Origin of the sequence: Siminovitchia sp. FSL W7-1587 (genome assembly GCF_037963795.1) — a bacterium.
GTDB lineage: Bacteria > Bacillota > Bacilli > Bacillales > Bacillaceae_C > Siminovitchia > Siminovitchia thermophila.
Genome location: NZ_CP150169.1, coordinates 3,104,355 through 3,120,386, shown reverse-complemented (window position 1 = coordinate 3,120,386; position 16,032 = coordinate 3,104,355). Strand labels below are relative to the sequence as shown.

The 16,032-nt window shown below is 40.9% G+C and carries 17 protein-coding genes; 3 read left to right on the top strand and 14 right to left on the bottom strand.

Features of this window, described 5'->3' with window-relative positions; genetic code table 11:
* The first annotated feature begins 345 nt into the window (after positions 1-345).
* On the top strand, positions 346-474 hold the full coding sequence (locus NST31_RS14570; protein ID WP_268920952.1) for a hypothetical protein: 129 nt from the start codon (positions 346-348) through the stop codon (positions 472-474).
* A 230-nt stretch (positions 475-704) separates the two neighbouring features.
* Here NST31_RS14570 and NST31_RS14565 read toward each other — a convergent pair whose 3' ends face one another.
* From NST31_RS14565 to NST31_RS14500, 14 genes are all read right to left on the bottom strand, one after another.
* The gene (locus NST31_RS14565) at positions 705-833 is read right to left on the bottom strand and encodes a hypothetical protein (protein WP_339161591.1); all 129 of its coding nucleotides are present in this window, start codon (positions 831-833) and stop codon (positions 705-707) included.
* Between the two features lie 15 nt (positions 834-848).
* The gene (locus NST31_RS14560; protein ID WP_339161589.1) at positions 849-1,991 is read right to left on the bottom strand and encodes a polysaccharide pyruvyl transferase family protein; all 1,143 of its coding nucleotides are present in this window, start codon (positions 1,989-1,991) and stop codon (positions 849-851) included.
* The gene (locus tag NST31_RS14555; RefSeq protein WP_077111636.1) at positions 1,981-3,852 is read right to left on the bottom strand and encodes a 6-hydroxymethylpterin diphosphokinase MptE-like protein; all 1,872 of its coding nucleotides are present in this window, start codon (positions 3,850-3,852) and stop codon (positions 1,981-1,983) included. The genes NST31_RS14560 and NST31_RS14555 overlap by 11 nt, the downstream gene beginning before the upstream one ends.
* A complete protein-coding gene (locus tag NST31_RS14550) occupies positions 3,839-4,441 on the bottom strand; it encodes a hypothetical protein (protein WP_077111637.1) in 603 nt (200 codons plus the stop codon). Before NST31_RS14550 ends, NST31_RS14555 begins: the two co-directional genes overlap by 14 nt.
* Before the next feature lie 348 nt (positions 4,442-4,789).
* On the bottom strand, positions 4,790-5,623 hold the full coding sequence (locus NST31_RS14545; protein WP_077111638.1) for a flagellin: 834 nt from the start codon (positions 5,621-5,623) through the stop codon (positions 4,790-4,792).
* Positions 5,624-5,773: 150 nt separating this feature from the next.
* Positions 5,774-6,001 carry a carbon storage regulator CsrA gene (gene csrA / locus NST31_RS14540; RefSeq protein ID WP_077111639.1) on the bottom strand — a complete coding sequence of 76 codons (228 nt, stop codon included), beginning with the start codon at positions 5,999-6,001 and terminating at the stop codon, positions 5,774-5,776.
* 4 nt (positions 6,002-6,005) lie between these two features.
* On the bottom strand, positions 6,006-6,440 hold the full coding sequence (gene fliW, locus NST31_RS14535; protein WP_339161586.1) for a flagellar assembly protein FliW: 435 nt from the start codon (positions 6,438-6,440) through the stop codon (positions 6,006-6,008).
* Between the two features lie 3 nt (positions 6,441-6,443).
* Positions 6,444-7,031, bottom strand: coding sequence for a DUF6470 family protein (locus tag NST31_RS14530; RefSeq protein ID WP_339161585.1), 588 nt, complete (start codon positions 7,029-7,031; stop codon positions 6,444-6,446).
* A 276-nt stretch (positions 7,032-7,307) separates the two neighbouring features.
* A complete protein-coding gene (flgL, locus tag NST31_RS14525) occupies positions 7,308-8,159 on the bottom strand; it encodes a flagellar hook-associated protein FlgL (protein ID WP_077111642.1) in 852 nt (283 codons plus the stop codon).
* Between the two features lie 13 nt (positions 8,160-8,172).
* The gene (flgK, locus tag NST31_RS14520) at positions 8,173-9,591 is read right to left on the bottom strand and encodes a flagellar hook-associated protein FlgK (RefSeq protein WP_339161582.1); all 1,419 of its coding nucleotides are present in this window, start codon (positions 9,589-9,591) and stop codon (positions 8,173-8,175) included.
* A gap of 17 nt (positions 9,592-9,608) precedes the next feature.
* Complete coding sequence (locus tag NST31_RS14515) at positions 9,609-10,088, bottom strand: flagellar protein FlgN (RefSeq protein ID WP_077111644.1); 480 nt, start codon at positions 10,086-10,088, stop codon at positions 9,609-9,611.
* An 18-nt stretch (positions 10,089-10,106) separates the two neighbouring features.
* On the bottom strand, positions 10,107-10,367 hold the full coding sequence (gene flgM / locus NST31_RS14510; protein ID WP_339161579.1) for a flagellar biosynthesis anti-sigma factor FlgM: 261 nt from the start codon (positions 10,365-10,367) through the stop codon (positions 10,107-10,109).
* Between the two features lie 75 nt (positions 10,368-10,442).
* Complete coding sequence (locus tag NST31_RS14505; protein ID WP_077111646.1) at positions 10,443-11,150, bottom strand: ComF family protein; 708 nt, start codon at positions 11,148-11,150, stop codon at positions 10,443-10,445.
* Positions 11,143-12,273: a DEAD/DEAH box helicase gene (locus NST31_RS14500; RefSeq protein ID WP_339161574.1), complete on the bottom strand. Its 1,131-nt coding sequence runs from the start codon at positions 12,271-12,273 to the stop codon at positions 11,143-11,145. Before NST31_RS14500 ends, NST31_RS14505 begins: the two co-directional genes overlap by 8 nt.
* A 673-nt stretch (positions 12,274-12,946) precedes the next feature.
* On the opposite strand from NST31_RS14500, the gene NST31_RS14495 reads away from it, so the two are divergent.
* Entirely contained in the window at positions 12,947-13,294 is a 348-nt protein-coding gene (locus NST31_RS14495; RefSeq protein WP_339161571.1) for an SCP2 sterol-binding domain-containing protein, read from the top strand.
* A 225-nt stretch (positions 13,295-13,519) separates the two neighbouring features.
* Positions 13,520-15,352, top strand: coding sequence for a long-chain fatty acid--CoA ligase (locus NST31_RS14490; protein WP_339161569.1), 1,833 nt, complete (start codon positions 13,520-13,522; stop codon positions 15,350-15,352).
* The last annotated feature ends 680 nt before the right edge of the window (positions 15,353-16,032 follow it).

The following is a 16,032-nucleotide window of genomic DNA, read 5'->3' as shown; positions in this document are numbered from 1 at the left end:
TTCAAAAGACTATCAAAGATTCTTAGCGAGAAGTCAACTTACATAAGTGGATCGGACCAATGTAAGAATGAGTCAACAGGAAGAAAATGGCTAATCCGGATGGGAAGTTCGAACAATAAATGTTTATGATTGAGAACATCGAGTGCCCAAACCGAAAGCATTTACGAAAATGGAAAGAAGATGGATGAGATTGATAACGACTTCAGGAAACAAATAATAAGTAGTTACGGGCCGTGTCTCGCAATAAATTCCACTATGAAAAAGCCCGCAAAATTTTTTTGTTTGACTTTCCGGCAAATGGGAAAAGTAAAAGAAACCAATCCCTTGTCAGGAGAGTGAAAATCAATGAAAAAAGGTAAAACCATGCTCACCACTTTAGCTCTTGGAGCTGCATATCTCTTGAAAAATGAAAAGTCACGAAATAAAATAATGGCCCAGCTCAAAAATCTGGGCATGAAAAAATCAAAACGATAACAGGATAAACAGGCGTGGATGGCTTCCCCGCCTGTTTTTACTTTTCCCCTGCAATTCTTCATCATAATCCAGTTCCAACCCATCTGTACATCTTGCCGAGTGACCACTTTTCTTTGTGCAAATGGGTGTTTTTTGATCAACCCAATCATATGGAGAGTCAGAGTTATATCTAAACCAATGTTAATAACGTCTTTATATCATCCATATCATCAATATCCAGATCATATTTTTTATCCATGAAAAACGGATATGATAGCTTTATTTAGATCACCTTCATGATTAATACCAATTTCAGGTATTACAAGAGGTGGAAATTCTGGTCCAACTTTTCTTGAAGCAATACGAATAACATTAAACATTTTAACCCCCAACATTTACAATTGTTTTTTGATCCAAGTCTTTAGATGTCTGTATATGTTCTCTTTTTCCTCTTTTATTTCTTGCATTTTTTGTAAATAATTTTTCTTTAACATAACTGTAAAATCATCATCGTGTATAAGACGATCCACATTATTCTCCAAAGTGGCCGTAAAGTTCCCATGATTTATATCTGTTTTTCTATCTGGCATCCCAATCTCATCATACAGATATCCTTGTTTTGGATAACTGATCAATCCCAATGTCGGAATCCCTAATGAGATCGCACACACATTTGCATGGAAACGCATACCGAAAATAAACTTACAATCTTGATAGTATTTGAAGGTGTTTAACTCTCTTCCCTGGATAATGGGCGTAATGGAAACCCTCGTTCGGACATATTCATTTTTCAGTAACTTCAGTAAGTCTAATATGGCGTTATAGTCACTTTGAATATGTGGAAATAAGTATATATTGTTATCTGTTTCCAATAATAATCTATTTATCTGTCTACTCATTATTTCAAGAAAGCGTTCATAGCCGATATGTTGATATCTGATGTCAGACATGTCTAAAGCTATATTAAATCCTATGTTATGACGATTAAGCGGTTGAAAGGCATTCATATAATCTGTTTCATGAAGAAAAAAGCCATGATCGGGAACTTTATGAATCAAATCAGCAAATTCCTTGAAGTATTTCTGAATAACTTTCAAAGATCCGTCATTCCTGACAGTGAAAAATACATTGTCTTTTTCAAACAAGCCGTTCAAGAACGTCTTAAACTTCAGTATGTTGGATGGAGTGATCCCTTTATTATCATCGACGCCTATGCCATTAATCAAAATTGGTATTTGGATTGATTGCAACACTTCAGGGCTAATATCGATTGTCGTGCCCGTAGCGGAATAATCCCAACAAAGCTCAAAAAAATTACCTCCACCAATGATAAATAAATCAAATTGATTTACGTAATTGGCAAATTCCATGTCGAACTTTTGTTCATTCCATCTTTTATAAAACTTCCTGATTTCAAGCTTTTTTACGGTGATCTCTTCTGAGAATAATTGCTTAAATTGATGGTAAAACCCTTCATGGTTTGCTACATCTCCAATGTTCCCCGAAAAACTCGCTACATGAATGATGTTAATAGTCATTTTGTTCACTCTCAAAAATTGTATTATTTTTTAACTCATAGAAGTACGGCTTTACATATTGTACGTGCGCCACACATTCTTCCAAAAACGCCCGATACGATTCCACAACTTGATTCCCTTTTTTGTATAGGTTTTTTTCAAAGCGAATTTCTTTATTTGATTCCTCTAAAAGCTTGTGCTGTACTCTTACCATCGGCTCAATGAAATATTTGTAAAAAGGATTTTCTTTTAGTTTTTTTATTTCTTTGTCAAGTTTTATAAAGTTGGTTTCCATATTGGCTACATGAAGCTTCTCTACAGAATCAGCGATATTTTTTACAACTGTTAAAGCCCTTTCCATAATGGGTTCCATCTTGCCAAGCGCTATTTCCAGTTTAACCAATTGCTTATAAGCATACATTTGATTGTAATGATTATTCGCTTTATACCATTGCGGCGACACACTTTTTTTCTTCCGCAGATGATGCTCTATCACCTCAGTAAGAGGCAAAAAAGTTGTTCCTTCTATAACGGCTCCACCCTTTGTTGTATTCAACACTTCTACGTTGGGACTCATGCTGATATATAGCTCAAGCTGCTGACGCATTTGATTGAAACTACTGTCCGTATAAATATCATTTCCATAAACATCTTTCACTGTTATTAAATGTTGTTCCTCTTCCGGAGAGATTTCTTTCGGAATATGGTTATAATGTATACCCTTTGCAAACCGCAATCTATTATGAAAAGCCAGATTTTGTCCAACAAGTATGATCTGCTTAAAGCCAAGAAGAGCAAGTAATTGAAACGTCACCACGGCAATGGAAGGTGCGTCTTGAACAATAGAGATTTTTTTATAGGATCCCAGTAAAAATGGCGAAACCGGGTCCTGGCTTGTAATCATATGAAGCATGGGGCCCGGATAGTTTTCCAATGTCTCAAACCCAACAGAGCTCCCATAAATTAGGGGGATTTCCTCTATTCCCCTATCTTTAATAATGCGTATGACATTTTGATTTCTTTCTTTAGGATCATACGTACAGGCGGCATCGGGATAAATTCCGTGTTCAATTAACGCATTGATCGCTGATCCCACCGAAAATATATAAGCCAATCCGTTTTCCTTAATGAATTTCAGATGCTCAAACTCTTCAGAGAGTGAAGGTCCTGCAGCCACAATGATGGCCGGTTTCCCCTCAAAAGCCTTTTGATCAATGTCATGCAATATATTAGGTGTTTTTAAGACATATGGGAAATTTTTAATTGCGTTGATCGTCCAACGTTTTTGGAAGGCTGCAGCCGTAGCCAGGATATTTTTTTGATCTTTTAAGCCTTCTTTGAACGTCTCAAATAATAGTTTCGTTTCTTGTGGGTATAGAGTGAGATAGACGGGTAACGTGAAAAAAAAGATGCGCTTCCCGTGAATGTTAATAAATTTCTGGACTTCTTGTTTCATTTCACTTTCTTCAGAAGCAAAAAAGATCGCTTGGATTTGACTTGAGAACTTCGTAATATCTTGGACCGTTAAAAAATGATACAAGACTTCCAAATCAGGTTCAAAAATCGTTATTTTTTTATCCGGATAAACTTTCGCAAATTGTTCAATATGGTAACCAAGCCCGGTTCCCACAAAAAAGACATGATCATATGCCTCCATATTCTTCTGTTGTTGCATAATTCGCTTTGACTCGTTGACAGGATCATATTTGCTATGAATGTATTGGAACTTTCCACCTTTATTTATTTTGAGTGTAGGATTTTCTTTTTTTGACGGCTCGATAACAACCCGTTTTTCATCTAAGCGGCTTTCCATTTCATTTAGCTGCTGTAATAAATGGCGGTTTCTCAATCTTAAATAATTGCGATTATTAATTAAGATCATGACGATAGCCCTCTGTATCAATTGTATGTTGAATCTCTGCGCCAAGCGTTGTAAAGTATGGCAGGATCTCATAGTTGATAATATCAGCTATTAAAACGTGATCTTTATTTTCCAAAGCTTCTTTCAGATTTTTCAATTCCTCTTCTACCGCAATACTCGCCTTTAAATAATTCATCCAGTTTTCAGGCTTTTGGGAGAAGGAGTCAATCGTTTGAATCATATGGGTTAACCACTGCAACCCTTCCAGAAGCTGGCCAAATTTATTCCAGCCTTCATGATTAGGATGGTTGTAAAAATGATCCGCGAGTGCTTCAATTTCTGGAATGGCTCTTTTCGTATAATCCTCCGCGGTCAATAAAAGATCGTTCACAAACTCTTGTACGGTCCTTGCAATGATTTCAAGCTCGTTAATGTCATTTAAATGTTGTTCCAGAAATTGCTCTGGTTCTTCATAAATCTCTACTCCATCAACTACGAGATGGCTAAAAAAGTATTGATCAGCCAAAAGACTATTAATTTTTTCTTTGACAAACTCCAAGGATAATTCATTATTTAATTGAATGGTCTCACCTTTAAACAATAACTTCATAGAGTAACTTGCCTCCATCATTTGGTTTACTGCTTTCTCACTACTTATATCGACAATGTTCGCCATTTATTAAAGTGGGTATTTGGAACGGATCTTCAACATGGAAAAATGTGGTTAGGTTTATGGGCAAGTAAGTTAAAGAGGACACATTTGCTCTTTTTATAGGTCGAAAAAAGGAAATGCCCAATATATCCGGGAGGAACCTCATGATCAAATTGACTGCTATGGAAATCAGTGATAAAAAGCTGTCAATAAGGCGGAAAGGAAAATAGATTGAGCTGTTCCCGTTTATCAAAAACGGAATAAAAAAAGCGGCCTTCTGTAATAGAAGACCACCTTTTTGTAAAATTAACGAAGAAGTTGAAGAACTCCTTGCGGATATTGGTTGGCTTGAGCCAACATTGCTTGTGATGCTTGAGTCAAGATGTTGTTCTTTGTGAACTCCATCATTTCTTTCGCCATATCGACATCTCTGATGCGAGATTCAGCTGCTGTCAAGTTCTCAGCAGATGTACCAAGGTTATTAATGGTATGCTCTAAACGGTTTTGTACTGCACCAAGGTTTGCGCGGTTTTGAGAAACAGCGTTAATGGCATTTTGTACAATCGTTAAGTTGGCACTTGATGTTGCATTCAAGCCTGAAGCAGTAGTAAGGCCACTGATAGATGTTAATCCGCCGAGACCCAATCCTGATGCTGTGTTGTTCGTTAATGTCAACGTAATTGTTTCACCAGAATTTGCACCTACTTGCAACTTGATTGAGCCGCTAGTGTTCAGGATATTTTTTGTGTTGAATTTTGTTTGGTTGGCAATATCATCTATTTGTGCTGTTAATTGTGTAATTTCAGCTTGGATCTTTTCAGCATCTTCCGGCTCCAACGTTTCATTTGCACCTTGAGTATATAGTTCAGCCATACGCTGTAGCATAGCATGCGTCTCATTTAACGCGCCTTCAGCAGTTTGGATTAAAGAAATACCGTCTTGGGCATTACGTTGAGCAGCTTCCATTCCGCGAACTTGGTTACGCATTTTTTCGGAAATGGCTAAGCCGGCAGCATCGTCACCTGCACGGTTAATACGCAGGCCAGATGATAATTTTTCCATGTTTTTTGATGCAAGGCTTGTACCTTGTGTTAATTGACGGTGCGTGTTGAGCGCCATAATGTTGTGGTTGATTCTCATTTTGCATTTTCCTCCTTGAATGTTGCCGCTCACGTCCGTGTGAACGGTGGTGTAATTTTTCAGCGAAAGAGTTCGGTCGGCCGCCCGTTTTTTTCGCTTTCACATTTTATATCGGCAAAGGGCAGGATAGTTTAATAGCTTTTTCTATAATTATTGTTTTTTCATGTTTTCAATGAGTCCGAAGAGGTTTTTCACCCCTGCCGATGCATTCGTATTTTCGGCTTGGATGTCGAGCCAGACTTCTTTGCGATGAATTTCAACATGTTTGGGCGCGGTGATCCCGAGCTTCACTTGTTCTCCCTGGATGGCCGTGACGGTGATTTCGATATCTGGGCCAATTTGGATCGTTTCTCCTTTTTTCCTCGTCAATATCAGCATGCCGTCACCCCTCCACTTTTTGCCCGAAAAGCGGGTGTCTCGTTTTATATACACCATCGTTTAATACAACTTGCTTCGCTTGGCGATTTTTCGTGTTGATGATAACCGGTGCTTGCAAGTTGCCGGTGGTTTTCTCAAATGGGTCATGGACCGTCAAGATGATATAGACACGAACATCCTCAGCAGCCCTCAATTCGAGTTGATCAATGACCTGCTCTTCTAATTTAAAATCATATTCAGGGAAAAATAGAAACGGTTCCGTGACAATGAAAGCCGTGTCCGAAGTCGCTACCGACTGCATTACGGCGAAACCGGTGTCCTCCAACGGTAATACAACAAACTGTTTTTCATCCGGGAATCCGGGAATCCCTGATGTAAAATGGAGAATTTCTCTCTCATTCACTTTCACGGCACCATGATATTTCGTTGTAATATTCATCGTTCACTCTCCTAAACGCCTTTTCGGCAAATTCACCACATCGATTTTTAACGACGGTCTTCTAACCATTTCCACAATTACTTCCCCAGGTTCATACTCAATCACCGGGCTTTCGAACCTTGCTTCAAATCGCGGTTGATGCACTTTCCAATTATAATCAAGCTTCGCTTTTTCGTAGCTCATCTTTACGCTAAAAAAGGAAGGGATAAACGTAATATTCGGTGTGCGGAGAGGTCTTGCTATATTTCGTTTCGCGATTTCAGGGATGGGGTTTGAGTTTTTATCCTCAATCTTCATCATTTCATCTCCCTCATCCACCCGTCTTGCAACACCTTTTCGATACTCCTGCTGGGCATGGTCTGTATTTTCTTCAATTGAGCGAAAAACATGCTTTAAATTCATGTCTTCCCAAGCTTTCGTCTGGTCAATCGTCAATTTGGCCGACGTTCGTTCGATTTCGAGTTCAGCCGGCGGCTGTTCGATTTCCAATAACGGCTGAACGTGATGCATAGAATGCTTCCCTTGTGTCAAGTAGACAGCGATTTTCCCCATTTCCGATTCCAAACGAATTTGCGGCAACTTCACTTTCATACCTCCTCAATAAGAGCGCAAAGTACTGGCGATTTATCTAGTCTCCCTTTTACTTTGGACATGAATATTTTCACTGCGGTAAACGTGATCCGTTTCTGACGTGCAAAAAAGCTATCCTTTTCAGATAGCTTTTTTATCCTTTTAATCCCTTTAACTGGCAGTAAGATCCAACTTTATGTAACGGGATCAACAAAAACAGCCAGGACAGATCGACTGCCAGTATAAGCCCGATTGGCTTAACTAACAATCAGCAATGCCGCTGATGGAAGTTTCGCCTTACCTGAGAAAATCAATTAATGTCGGTTGGATCACCCGTGCGCTGACACCGAGCGAGGCGCGCAAGAGGCTCTCCTCCTTCACCATTTCTGTGATCAATTGTTCATATTCCGCATCTTCGTTATCAGACTGGAGCTGTCTGGCCATAATCTCTTGCATCCCGACCCGCTCTTCCATTAAATCTACCCGGTTGGCTCTTGCACCAAGGGATGTTCTTTCTGTCACCAAGTCGTTCATCAATCTTTCCATCGGGCCGATATGCTGCTGTACGTCGCCACCGTTTTCAATATCTTCTACCACTTGATCAATTTTCGCGAAAAAATCATTGGAGAACACTTTTTCAGTGGTGACATTGACAGGGATTTTAATGCCTTTTCCCAGTTCAATTTCCACTGCTTCTGTATTGATATTTCCGCCTACTGTCGGCTCATTCGTCGCCGTGCCGCTAAAGATATATCTATCTCCCACCTTCGTATTGGCGATGTTGATCAGCTGCTCTTTAATTTGTTTAATTTCGTCGGCAATCGCTTGCTTTCCGTCTTCCTCCATTGTTTCATTCGCTGCCCGGTTCACAAGCACGTTAATCCTGTGCATGGCTTCTCCCGCTTGATTGAGGGCGGCATCTGTATTGTCAATCCAATTATGTGCTTCTGCAAAATTTCTTTTGAATTGTTGTATCTCATTTCGATGTGCCCTTAAAGTGATTCCCCGCATCGCGACAACCGGATCATCGGAAGGTCGAGTAATTTTCTTTCCGGTATTTATTTGGTCATAAATCTTGTTGAGCCGGCCATAAGAATTGCTTAAGTGCCTAAGCGAATTGTGGCCCAGCATTGATTGAGTAACGCGCATGGTCTCCTGCCTCCTATCTTCCGCCAACACCCATTCCGTTCACAATCTTATCAAGCATTTCATCGATGACTGTAATCGTCCTGGCAGCGGCATTATATGCATGTTGAAATTTGATCATATTCATCATTTCTTCATCAAGGTGTACAGTGCTTACCGATAAGCGTTTTTCCTCAACAGCTACCTTTAAGTTACCTGCACTTTTCGTCTGTTGGTTGGCAAACTGTGCCTGGACACCAATTCTTCCAATGACTGTTTCGTATTCGTTCATAACTCCCTTAAAGGAGTCGGCTACATTTCTTGCATTCTTTCCGTCCCCGGTTGCAGTCACCGATGGAGCCAATTGATCGGGAGTTATGTCAAGCATGCGAATTCCTGCCGCCCCCGCGCCTTCTGTAAAAAGCGCACCGGCTGGTGATCCGTCCTTTGTGACTCCTTCCATATGGGCAGCATTTACACTTGCCGCAAAATCATTGGCCAGTTTGTCCAAATCGGCCAAAAGTTCCGAATACGTTCCATTATCCGCACTGCCATATCCGTAATTTTCGATCAAACTTTTCATTGATCCCTGCGGCATATTTACAATATCAACCGGTATACCGCCAAACGAGATATTCGTAACATACCCATCGGGCTTATCAACCTCAAGTTCTAAATAACGATCGTCATTGAGAATTTCAATTCCATTCGCCCGAATCACATAGGTACCTTCCGCAAGCGCTTTTACATTCCCCTCATTCGGAACTTTTTCCACTTCAATTTCCATGTAACCAGATAGCTCATCTACCAAGCGGTCACGCTCATCATATAAATTATTCGGCAAATAGCCGTGCGGCTCCATTTGAGCGATTTGGCGATTCAAATCATCGATCTCTCTCAACAGAGAATTAATTTTGTCCACGCCTCCGTCAACTTGCTTACCCAAGTCCTGTCGATAAAACTCAATTGAGTTATGAAGGTGTTGAAACGTTTCGGCAACCGCATTCCCCTTTTCGATGACAACTTCCCTCACACCGTCGTTTTCCGGATTCGTGCTCAATTCTTGCCACACTTGCCAATAATCGCTCAGCGTCTTAGAAAGCCCGACCGGATCTTTTCCGGTTTCATTTAAGATATCTTCCAGTTTGGCCATGGCGCTTGCATTCGATCCATGATAACCAAGCTTTGAATTTTCTGCGCGAAATTGGACATCTAAATAAAAATCTCGTATCCGCTGTATTGACTCAGCTGAAACACCTGATCCTAATTGTCCGGCAAATTGGGAGCGGTTTACCGAAGGGGGCGGCCAGCCTTCCGTCGCTTGAAAATTTACCCTTTGGCGTGTATATCCCAACGTATTGGCATTGGCTATATTATTTCCGGTTGTATACAACCCGCTCTGCTGCGTCAAAAGAGCTCTTCTTGCCGTTTCTAACCCATGAAAAGTAGATCTCATATTCAGTTCCTCCGATATCAAGCTTTTGAGTCAAAGAAGGATTGAGCCATCTTTGACTGTTTTTTTCCAGCCGGCCTTTCATATATCGCCGACTCAGGCTGAGGCTGCAATAAATCTAAAGTTAGATGTACATACTGTAGCGTCTGTTGAATCAACTGTTTATTCAGTTCATTTTGCGCATGAAGTTCCCCAATGACTTGTGACATGTTTTCCTGAAGAGCCTGCAACGACGCCCTCTCATCATTACCTGCCGCCTGAATACAGGCAGAGAGTGTCACATCAGCATCGGTGTCTTCTTGTAAAAAGATACGCGCCGCCTTTTCTCGTTCATTTTCTGCCACTGTAATTGCGGAAGTGCATTTCTGTTCCTCCCGCAAAATAAGTTGCAAGCTATCAACATCGCCGCTTTTCAACACTTCCGTTTTCTTTTTGGCTAAATCAAACAAGTGTTCATGCAACGTATGGAGCTTTTCCAATATATTTATTAAAGCTTTCATGGCTTCCACGGCCTCCGGTTATTTCTCCGTAAAATACTTGGCGATGCCTTCGGCAACAGCCTTCGGATGTACTTTATATTCACCTGATTGGATATGCAGTTTTAATTGTTCAACGCGGGCTTTACGTTCAGCTTCCCATTTGGACGATTGCTGGAGCTCTTTTGCCGCCTCTGAAATTTCTACTTGATCCGCTGCACTTTTCCGCAGTTCCTGCCCCGCTTGTTGCGGTTGATGCTTATACGGATTCAAATCAGGACGGTTGTAAGGGGTTATTTTCATAAAAGCCTTCCTCCTTTTCAGCATCGTAACTATTATATCGGATGCAAGCTTTGTTTGTTTAGTCCACTATAAAAATTATCCTCTTGCCAGGGTAAAAGCGCTCACATTTTTTGCACCGGCTTTTTTTAATACAAGCGCGGCATGCCGAATGGTAGATCCGGTTGTATATATATCATCAATCAATAAAATTTCTTTTCCGGAAACATCCGCTCGCTCCGGAACAGTAAACACTTGCTGCAAATGTATTCTTTCATTCCGTGATTTTTTCGACTGCTTTTCTCCATGGACGCGCTCCAACACCTCATTTACCTGAAATCCGGCTTCTTCCGCAAGCGCTTTTGATTGATTAAACCCCCGTTCTAGAAGCCGGTCTGGACTCAATGGGATCGGGATAAGCAAATCAAACGTTTTCTTTGATAAAAATTTTCGCACGCTTGCTCCAAAAGCCTTGGCCAATGCATAGTCTCCACGATATTTGAAGCGGGCCAGAAGCTCCTTAAAAAAATCATTATATTGATAAATAGAAACATTGTTTGCCAATAAACCGCGCCACTCGGGATCTTGTTCCCACCTGACACAATCATGACAAATGGTTCCGTGAATATACTTTGTGTCTAACAATGGAAGTGAACGAGAACAAACTATACAAACACTTCCGGTAATTTTCTCCAGCTTTCCGCAACAACTCCCGCACAACATTTGCTCCCGTGACCCCGAAATCAGTTTCGTCCACGACCATTCTCCCCGAATACGATCATCACAATAAAGACAATGGCTATTCATCAATCAATCCCGCTTTTCGGGCTGCTTTATTCATATGATTAATATGAACGAGGGCTTGGATCATCGCTTTCGTCTTGCCATGATGAAAAAAAGTGACATTCCCGCCAGGAAAATCGGCGCTTCTGCCAACACGTCCGGCAATTTGGACGAGAGCCGCCTCAGTGAAAATAGGATCTTCTGCACCGATCACCGCTACATCCAAATTTGAAAAGGTGACTCCTCTTTCCAAAATCGTTGTCGTTAAAAGAATCGGGATTTTCTCTCTCCTCATCGCATTCACTTTTTCTTCTCTTAATGGGTCCTCTGCATGTACGGCCTGAATAGACGAATGAAGCTGTTTAAATAATGGAAGGGAGTTTTCCATGAGTTGAATATGAGGGAGAAAAATGAGAGCCTGTTTTCCTGCTTGGAGCCGTTCACGGACCCACTTTAGTACAACACGGGGGAGTTTGCTTTTTTCAAAAGATTTGCGCCAATTGCCACACCAAACAAATACGGGAGCCGGGAGTGGCTTGCGGTGATAGCGGGCAGGAATCTTGATAAAGTTTCTTTTTCCATAACGGCATTCTTCCTGCCAGCGCTTGCTTGGCGTTGCCGTTAAATAAATGCGAGCGGCATTTTTCTTCGCCGCTTTTTCAACTGCCCATTGCAAGCTTTGATCAAAAGAATAGGGGAAAGCATCCACTTCATCGACGATCATGACATCAAAAGCGCGTTCAAAACGCATGAGCTGGTGGGTAGTAGATATACTCAGAGGAGAAAATACATGCCGGTCTTCACTCCCACCGTACAAAACAGCCACAGCTATCGAAGGAAACACTTTTTGCAATCGTGGAGCAAGCTCCAAGGCGACGTCTGTACGCGGAGTGGCAATGCAAGTTCTCTTGCCAAGTTGGAGCGCTGCTTCAATCCCTGAAAAAAGGACCTCTGTTTTTCCCGCCCCGCATACCGCCCATACCAGCAGTTCTTCCTCTTTCTTGACAGCACTTAAAACTGCGGCCGCCGCGGCGTTTTGCGCCTTGGATAATTGTCCGTCCCACTCAAGAGCCACCGCATCCGCCCATTCGGGCTCCGGGCCGGACCAGCGGTACAGGGTTGTGCACGAAGCCACCCTGCCCATCATGACGCATTTCCGGCAATATACACATGTTTTCTTACATGTTGCGCACGGGAAGCTGGCAAACAAGCGCTGCGTGTCATTGTTGCAGCGTCTGCACGAAAATCGTTTTTTGTGAAGGACGACTCCGGGACAGCGCTTAATAAACCCTCTTGCCAAATGCGTTTTTATCATTGGATTGGAAAAAGGAATTTCGGATCTAAGAAGAGACCTTCCGGACAAGAAGTGTTGTAAATCGAATGAAAAAATGGGGGGACAGATCGCTTTTCACCTCCATCACGAATAAGGACATAATGCAAGACAGCGCTTTGCCCCAACTTAATGTTGGGTTGGGCTGCGCTTCCGCGTACCCGCGCTTTCATTAGTAATTTGGACGATTGTCACTCCACGCCATGGCGAAAACACTGGAGGAAAGATTGGAGAAAGAATCTTCAGTTTTGGAATATTGTTTATTGAAAATAACATAGCTTAGAATTGGAACCTTTTTTATCATTGAATCTATTTCAATACTGCATTTTAGGCAAACACGATGAAACAATACATTGAAAATGATAAATAACCTATCATTTTAGGGGTTAAAAACAAGTATGGCCATTTATCCGACAATTAACGGGGTAGTAAGCAAAATCAACTTCTTATACGATAAAGTATATGTCACCAAAATAAGGAGGAAAGGCCTATGTCAGAAGTGAAACATATGATAGACACAATGAATGCAACGATCAAAGAGAATCCGGCGCTTGTAAAGGGAATCGAAGCGGTATATCAATTTCATGTAAAAGATGATCATCCGGATACTTTTCAATTCGTATTGCGAGGCGAGGATAGCTACATAGCTGAAGGTGCAAAGGAGAAAGCAGATTGTATCCTTCATATAAAAGCGGATCATTTTATCAAGTTGGCGAAAGGAACTCTAAAGGGAACCACCGCTTTTTTAAGCGGTAAGTTGAAGATCGAAGGAGAAATAGGGATGGCGATAAAATTGGAAAGCATTTTATCACGTATTAACCATAAACTTCAAACATAATTGCTTTTAGGGGAGAAAAAATTGGGTTACAGATGATTGTACAGCTTTGCTTTTGTAAGGAGCAATGAGTATGCGCTAGCGCTATTTTGGGCGCTAGTAACGGATTTATTTATTTGATTATTTTAAATTTTTATCCCGATTATCAATCAATATATCTTATTATCATTCTAATTTCAAGTGATTTGATGAGAGGTTTGTTTAATCATTGCAAAGAGGTGATGGGAGATGAAAGTAGCTAATGTGTTGCAAATGCTAAATCGAACGGTTGAACAATATCCTAATCATATAGCTTATCAATGGAAAGAAGAAGGATCGATTCAAAAATTAACCTATCAGAATTTATGGAATAGGATTAAAGGCTTTGCGAATGGTTTAACCTATATTGGTATAAAACCAGAAGCAAAAGTGGCTATTATTTCAAACAGCAATCCTATGTGGGCCATTTCCGACTTTGCATTAGCTAGCATTTCGGCTGTTAGCGTACCCATTTACCCTACCATCCCCGCCGAACAAGTTGCCTATATTTTAAAGAACTGCGATATCACAGCAGCAATTGTTGAAAACAAGGAACAGTATGATAAGTTAATCTCAACAGGCGTACAGCTGGATCATATGATTATGATGTTTCCCCAACAAATGGAAGATGATTATTTTATGACATTTAAAGAAGTGGAAAATATTGGAGACAACCAAGCTAAACCAAATTGGGAACAATCTTGGCAACATATTCCTCGAGATCAGTTGCTTACTATTATGAACACTTCCGGAACAACAGGAAAACCAAAAGGTGTCATGTTAACACATGGTAATATTTTGGCCAATATAGAAGGCGTACAATTTTGGGTGGTTGAACTGTTGCCTGAAGATGTTTCGCTTTCTTATTTGCCGCTTTCCCATATTTTTGAAAGGCTCGCCGGACATTATTTGCCATTATCGATTGGCACAACGATTAGTTATGCAGAAAATATCACAACCATCCCTGAAAATTTACAGGAATTCAAGCCTACTGTCATGACGAGCGTTCCAAGATTGTTTGAAAAAGTGTATACAAAAATACAAAGTGAAATGGAAAATGGCTCAGCCATGAAACGAAAAATTTTTAATTGGGCGCTATCAGTCGGCGAAGAAAAGTACAAATACTATCTGAATGCGACTATTAATCAATATATTTCACAAGATTATTTACCAAAAAAACTCGCTCGTAAATGGAAGATCGCCAATAAACTTGTTTATCAAAAGGTGAAGAATCAGTTAGGTGGAAGATTGCGTGGACTCGTATCCGGTGGAGGAACGCTCAATGCAGACATAGCAAGATTTTTCTGGGCTTTAGATATACCATTACTGGAGGGCTACGGGTTAACGGAAACATCACCCATTATTTCTACAAACCCATTCATCCGGGCCAAAGTAGGGACCGTTGGGAAAATTTTACCTAATGTCGAATTAAAAATGGCCCCAGACGGAGAGATTTTAGTAAAAGGTCCCAACATTACACAAGGGTATTACAACAATCCCGAAGAAACAGAAAAAGCGTTTGAAGATGGCTGGTTTAAAACGGGTGACATTGGAAAATTAGATGAAGATGGGTATTTAAAAGTCATCGACCGTAAAAAGCGGATTCTTGTATTATCAACCGGGATGAATGTAGCACCGGCTCCAGTTGAAACGGCTATTAACGAAAGCGCATACATTAGTCAATCGCTTGTTGTTGGCGACAACAGGAAATACATTATTGCATTGGTCAATCCAGATTACGAAAACGTCATTCCTTGGGCGAAAGCGCAAGGAATTCGTACGGATTCCAAAGAAGCACTATGTAAGGATAAAAAAGTACAACAACTTTTAAATAAAGAAGTAGCTACACTCACTAAAAAGTTTACGAATTATGCACAACCTAAAAAAGTAATCATTATTAGCGAAGAATGGACGATTGACGGGGGAGAATTAACGCCAAAGCTATCCCTTAAAGCGGATATAATTGAAAATAGATATCAGGATCTCATTGACTCTGTATATAAAGAAGAGAGCGTGGATCATCAAGTCGCCGTCACTGTATAAAGTGAAACTTCATTCAGTAGGCGTTTTCTTCTATCTCCTACTGAATGTTAGTTGAACCAATCGGGCATTTAGGGGCCGTTTTCTCACACTTGGACCTTTTGTATTCACTCAAGATTTTGATGTGGAAGTCTTACGGCACCTTACATGCGGGATAAAGTGAAACTTCATTCAGTAGGCGTTTTCTTACATCTCCTACTGAATGTTAGTTGAACCAATCGGGCATGTAGGTGCCGTTTTCTCACACTTAGACCTTTGGTATTCACTCAAGATTTTAAAGTGGGAGTCTTACGGCACCTTACATGCGGGATAAAGTGATACTTCATCAGTAGGCGTTTTCTTACATCTCCTGCTGAATGTTAGTTGAACGAACCGGGCATGTAGGTGCCATTTTCTCACACTTGGACCTTTTGTATTCACTCAAGATTTTAAAGTGGGAGTCTTACGGCACATTACATGTGGGATCAAAAACTGGCTGGCGGGTGCCCTTCGGATTTCTCTTTTATGTCTAAGCCATCATATACAGAAAGCTTGGCTGACGACTAGCAAAATCAGCCACTGTAGTAGCATCGTTCGACTTAAGAGTGCTTTAAGGCTACTATTGCGTTCTGCCTCCCTGAACGAAAAGGGAAATGAGGTTCTGTTATCTCCCCCTCATACTTCGTCGTATCACCTATAACCCT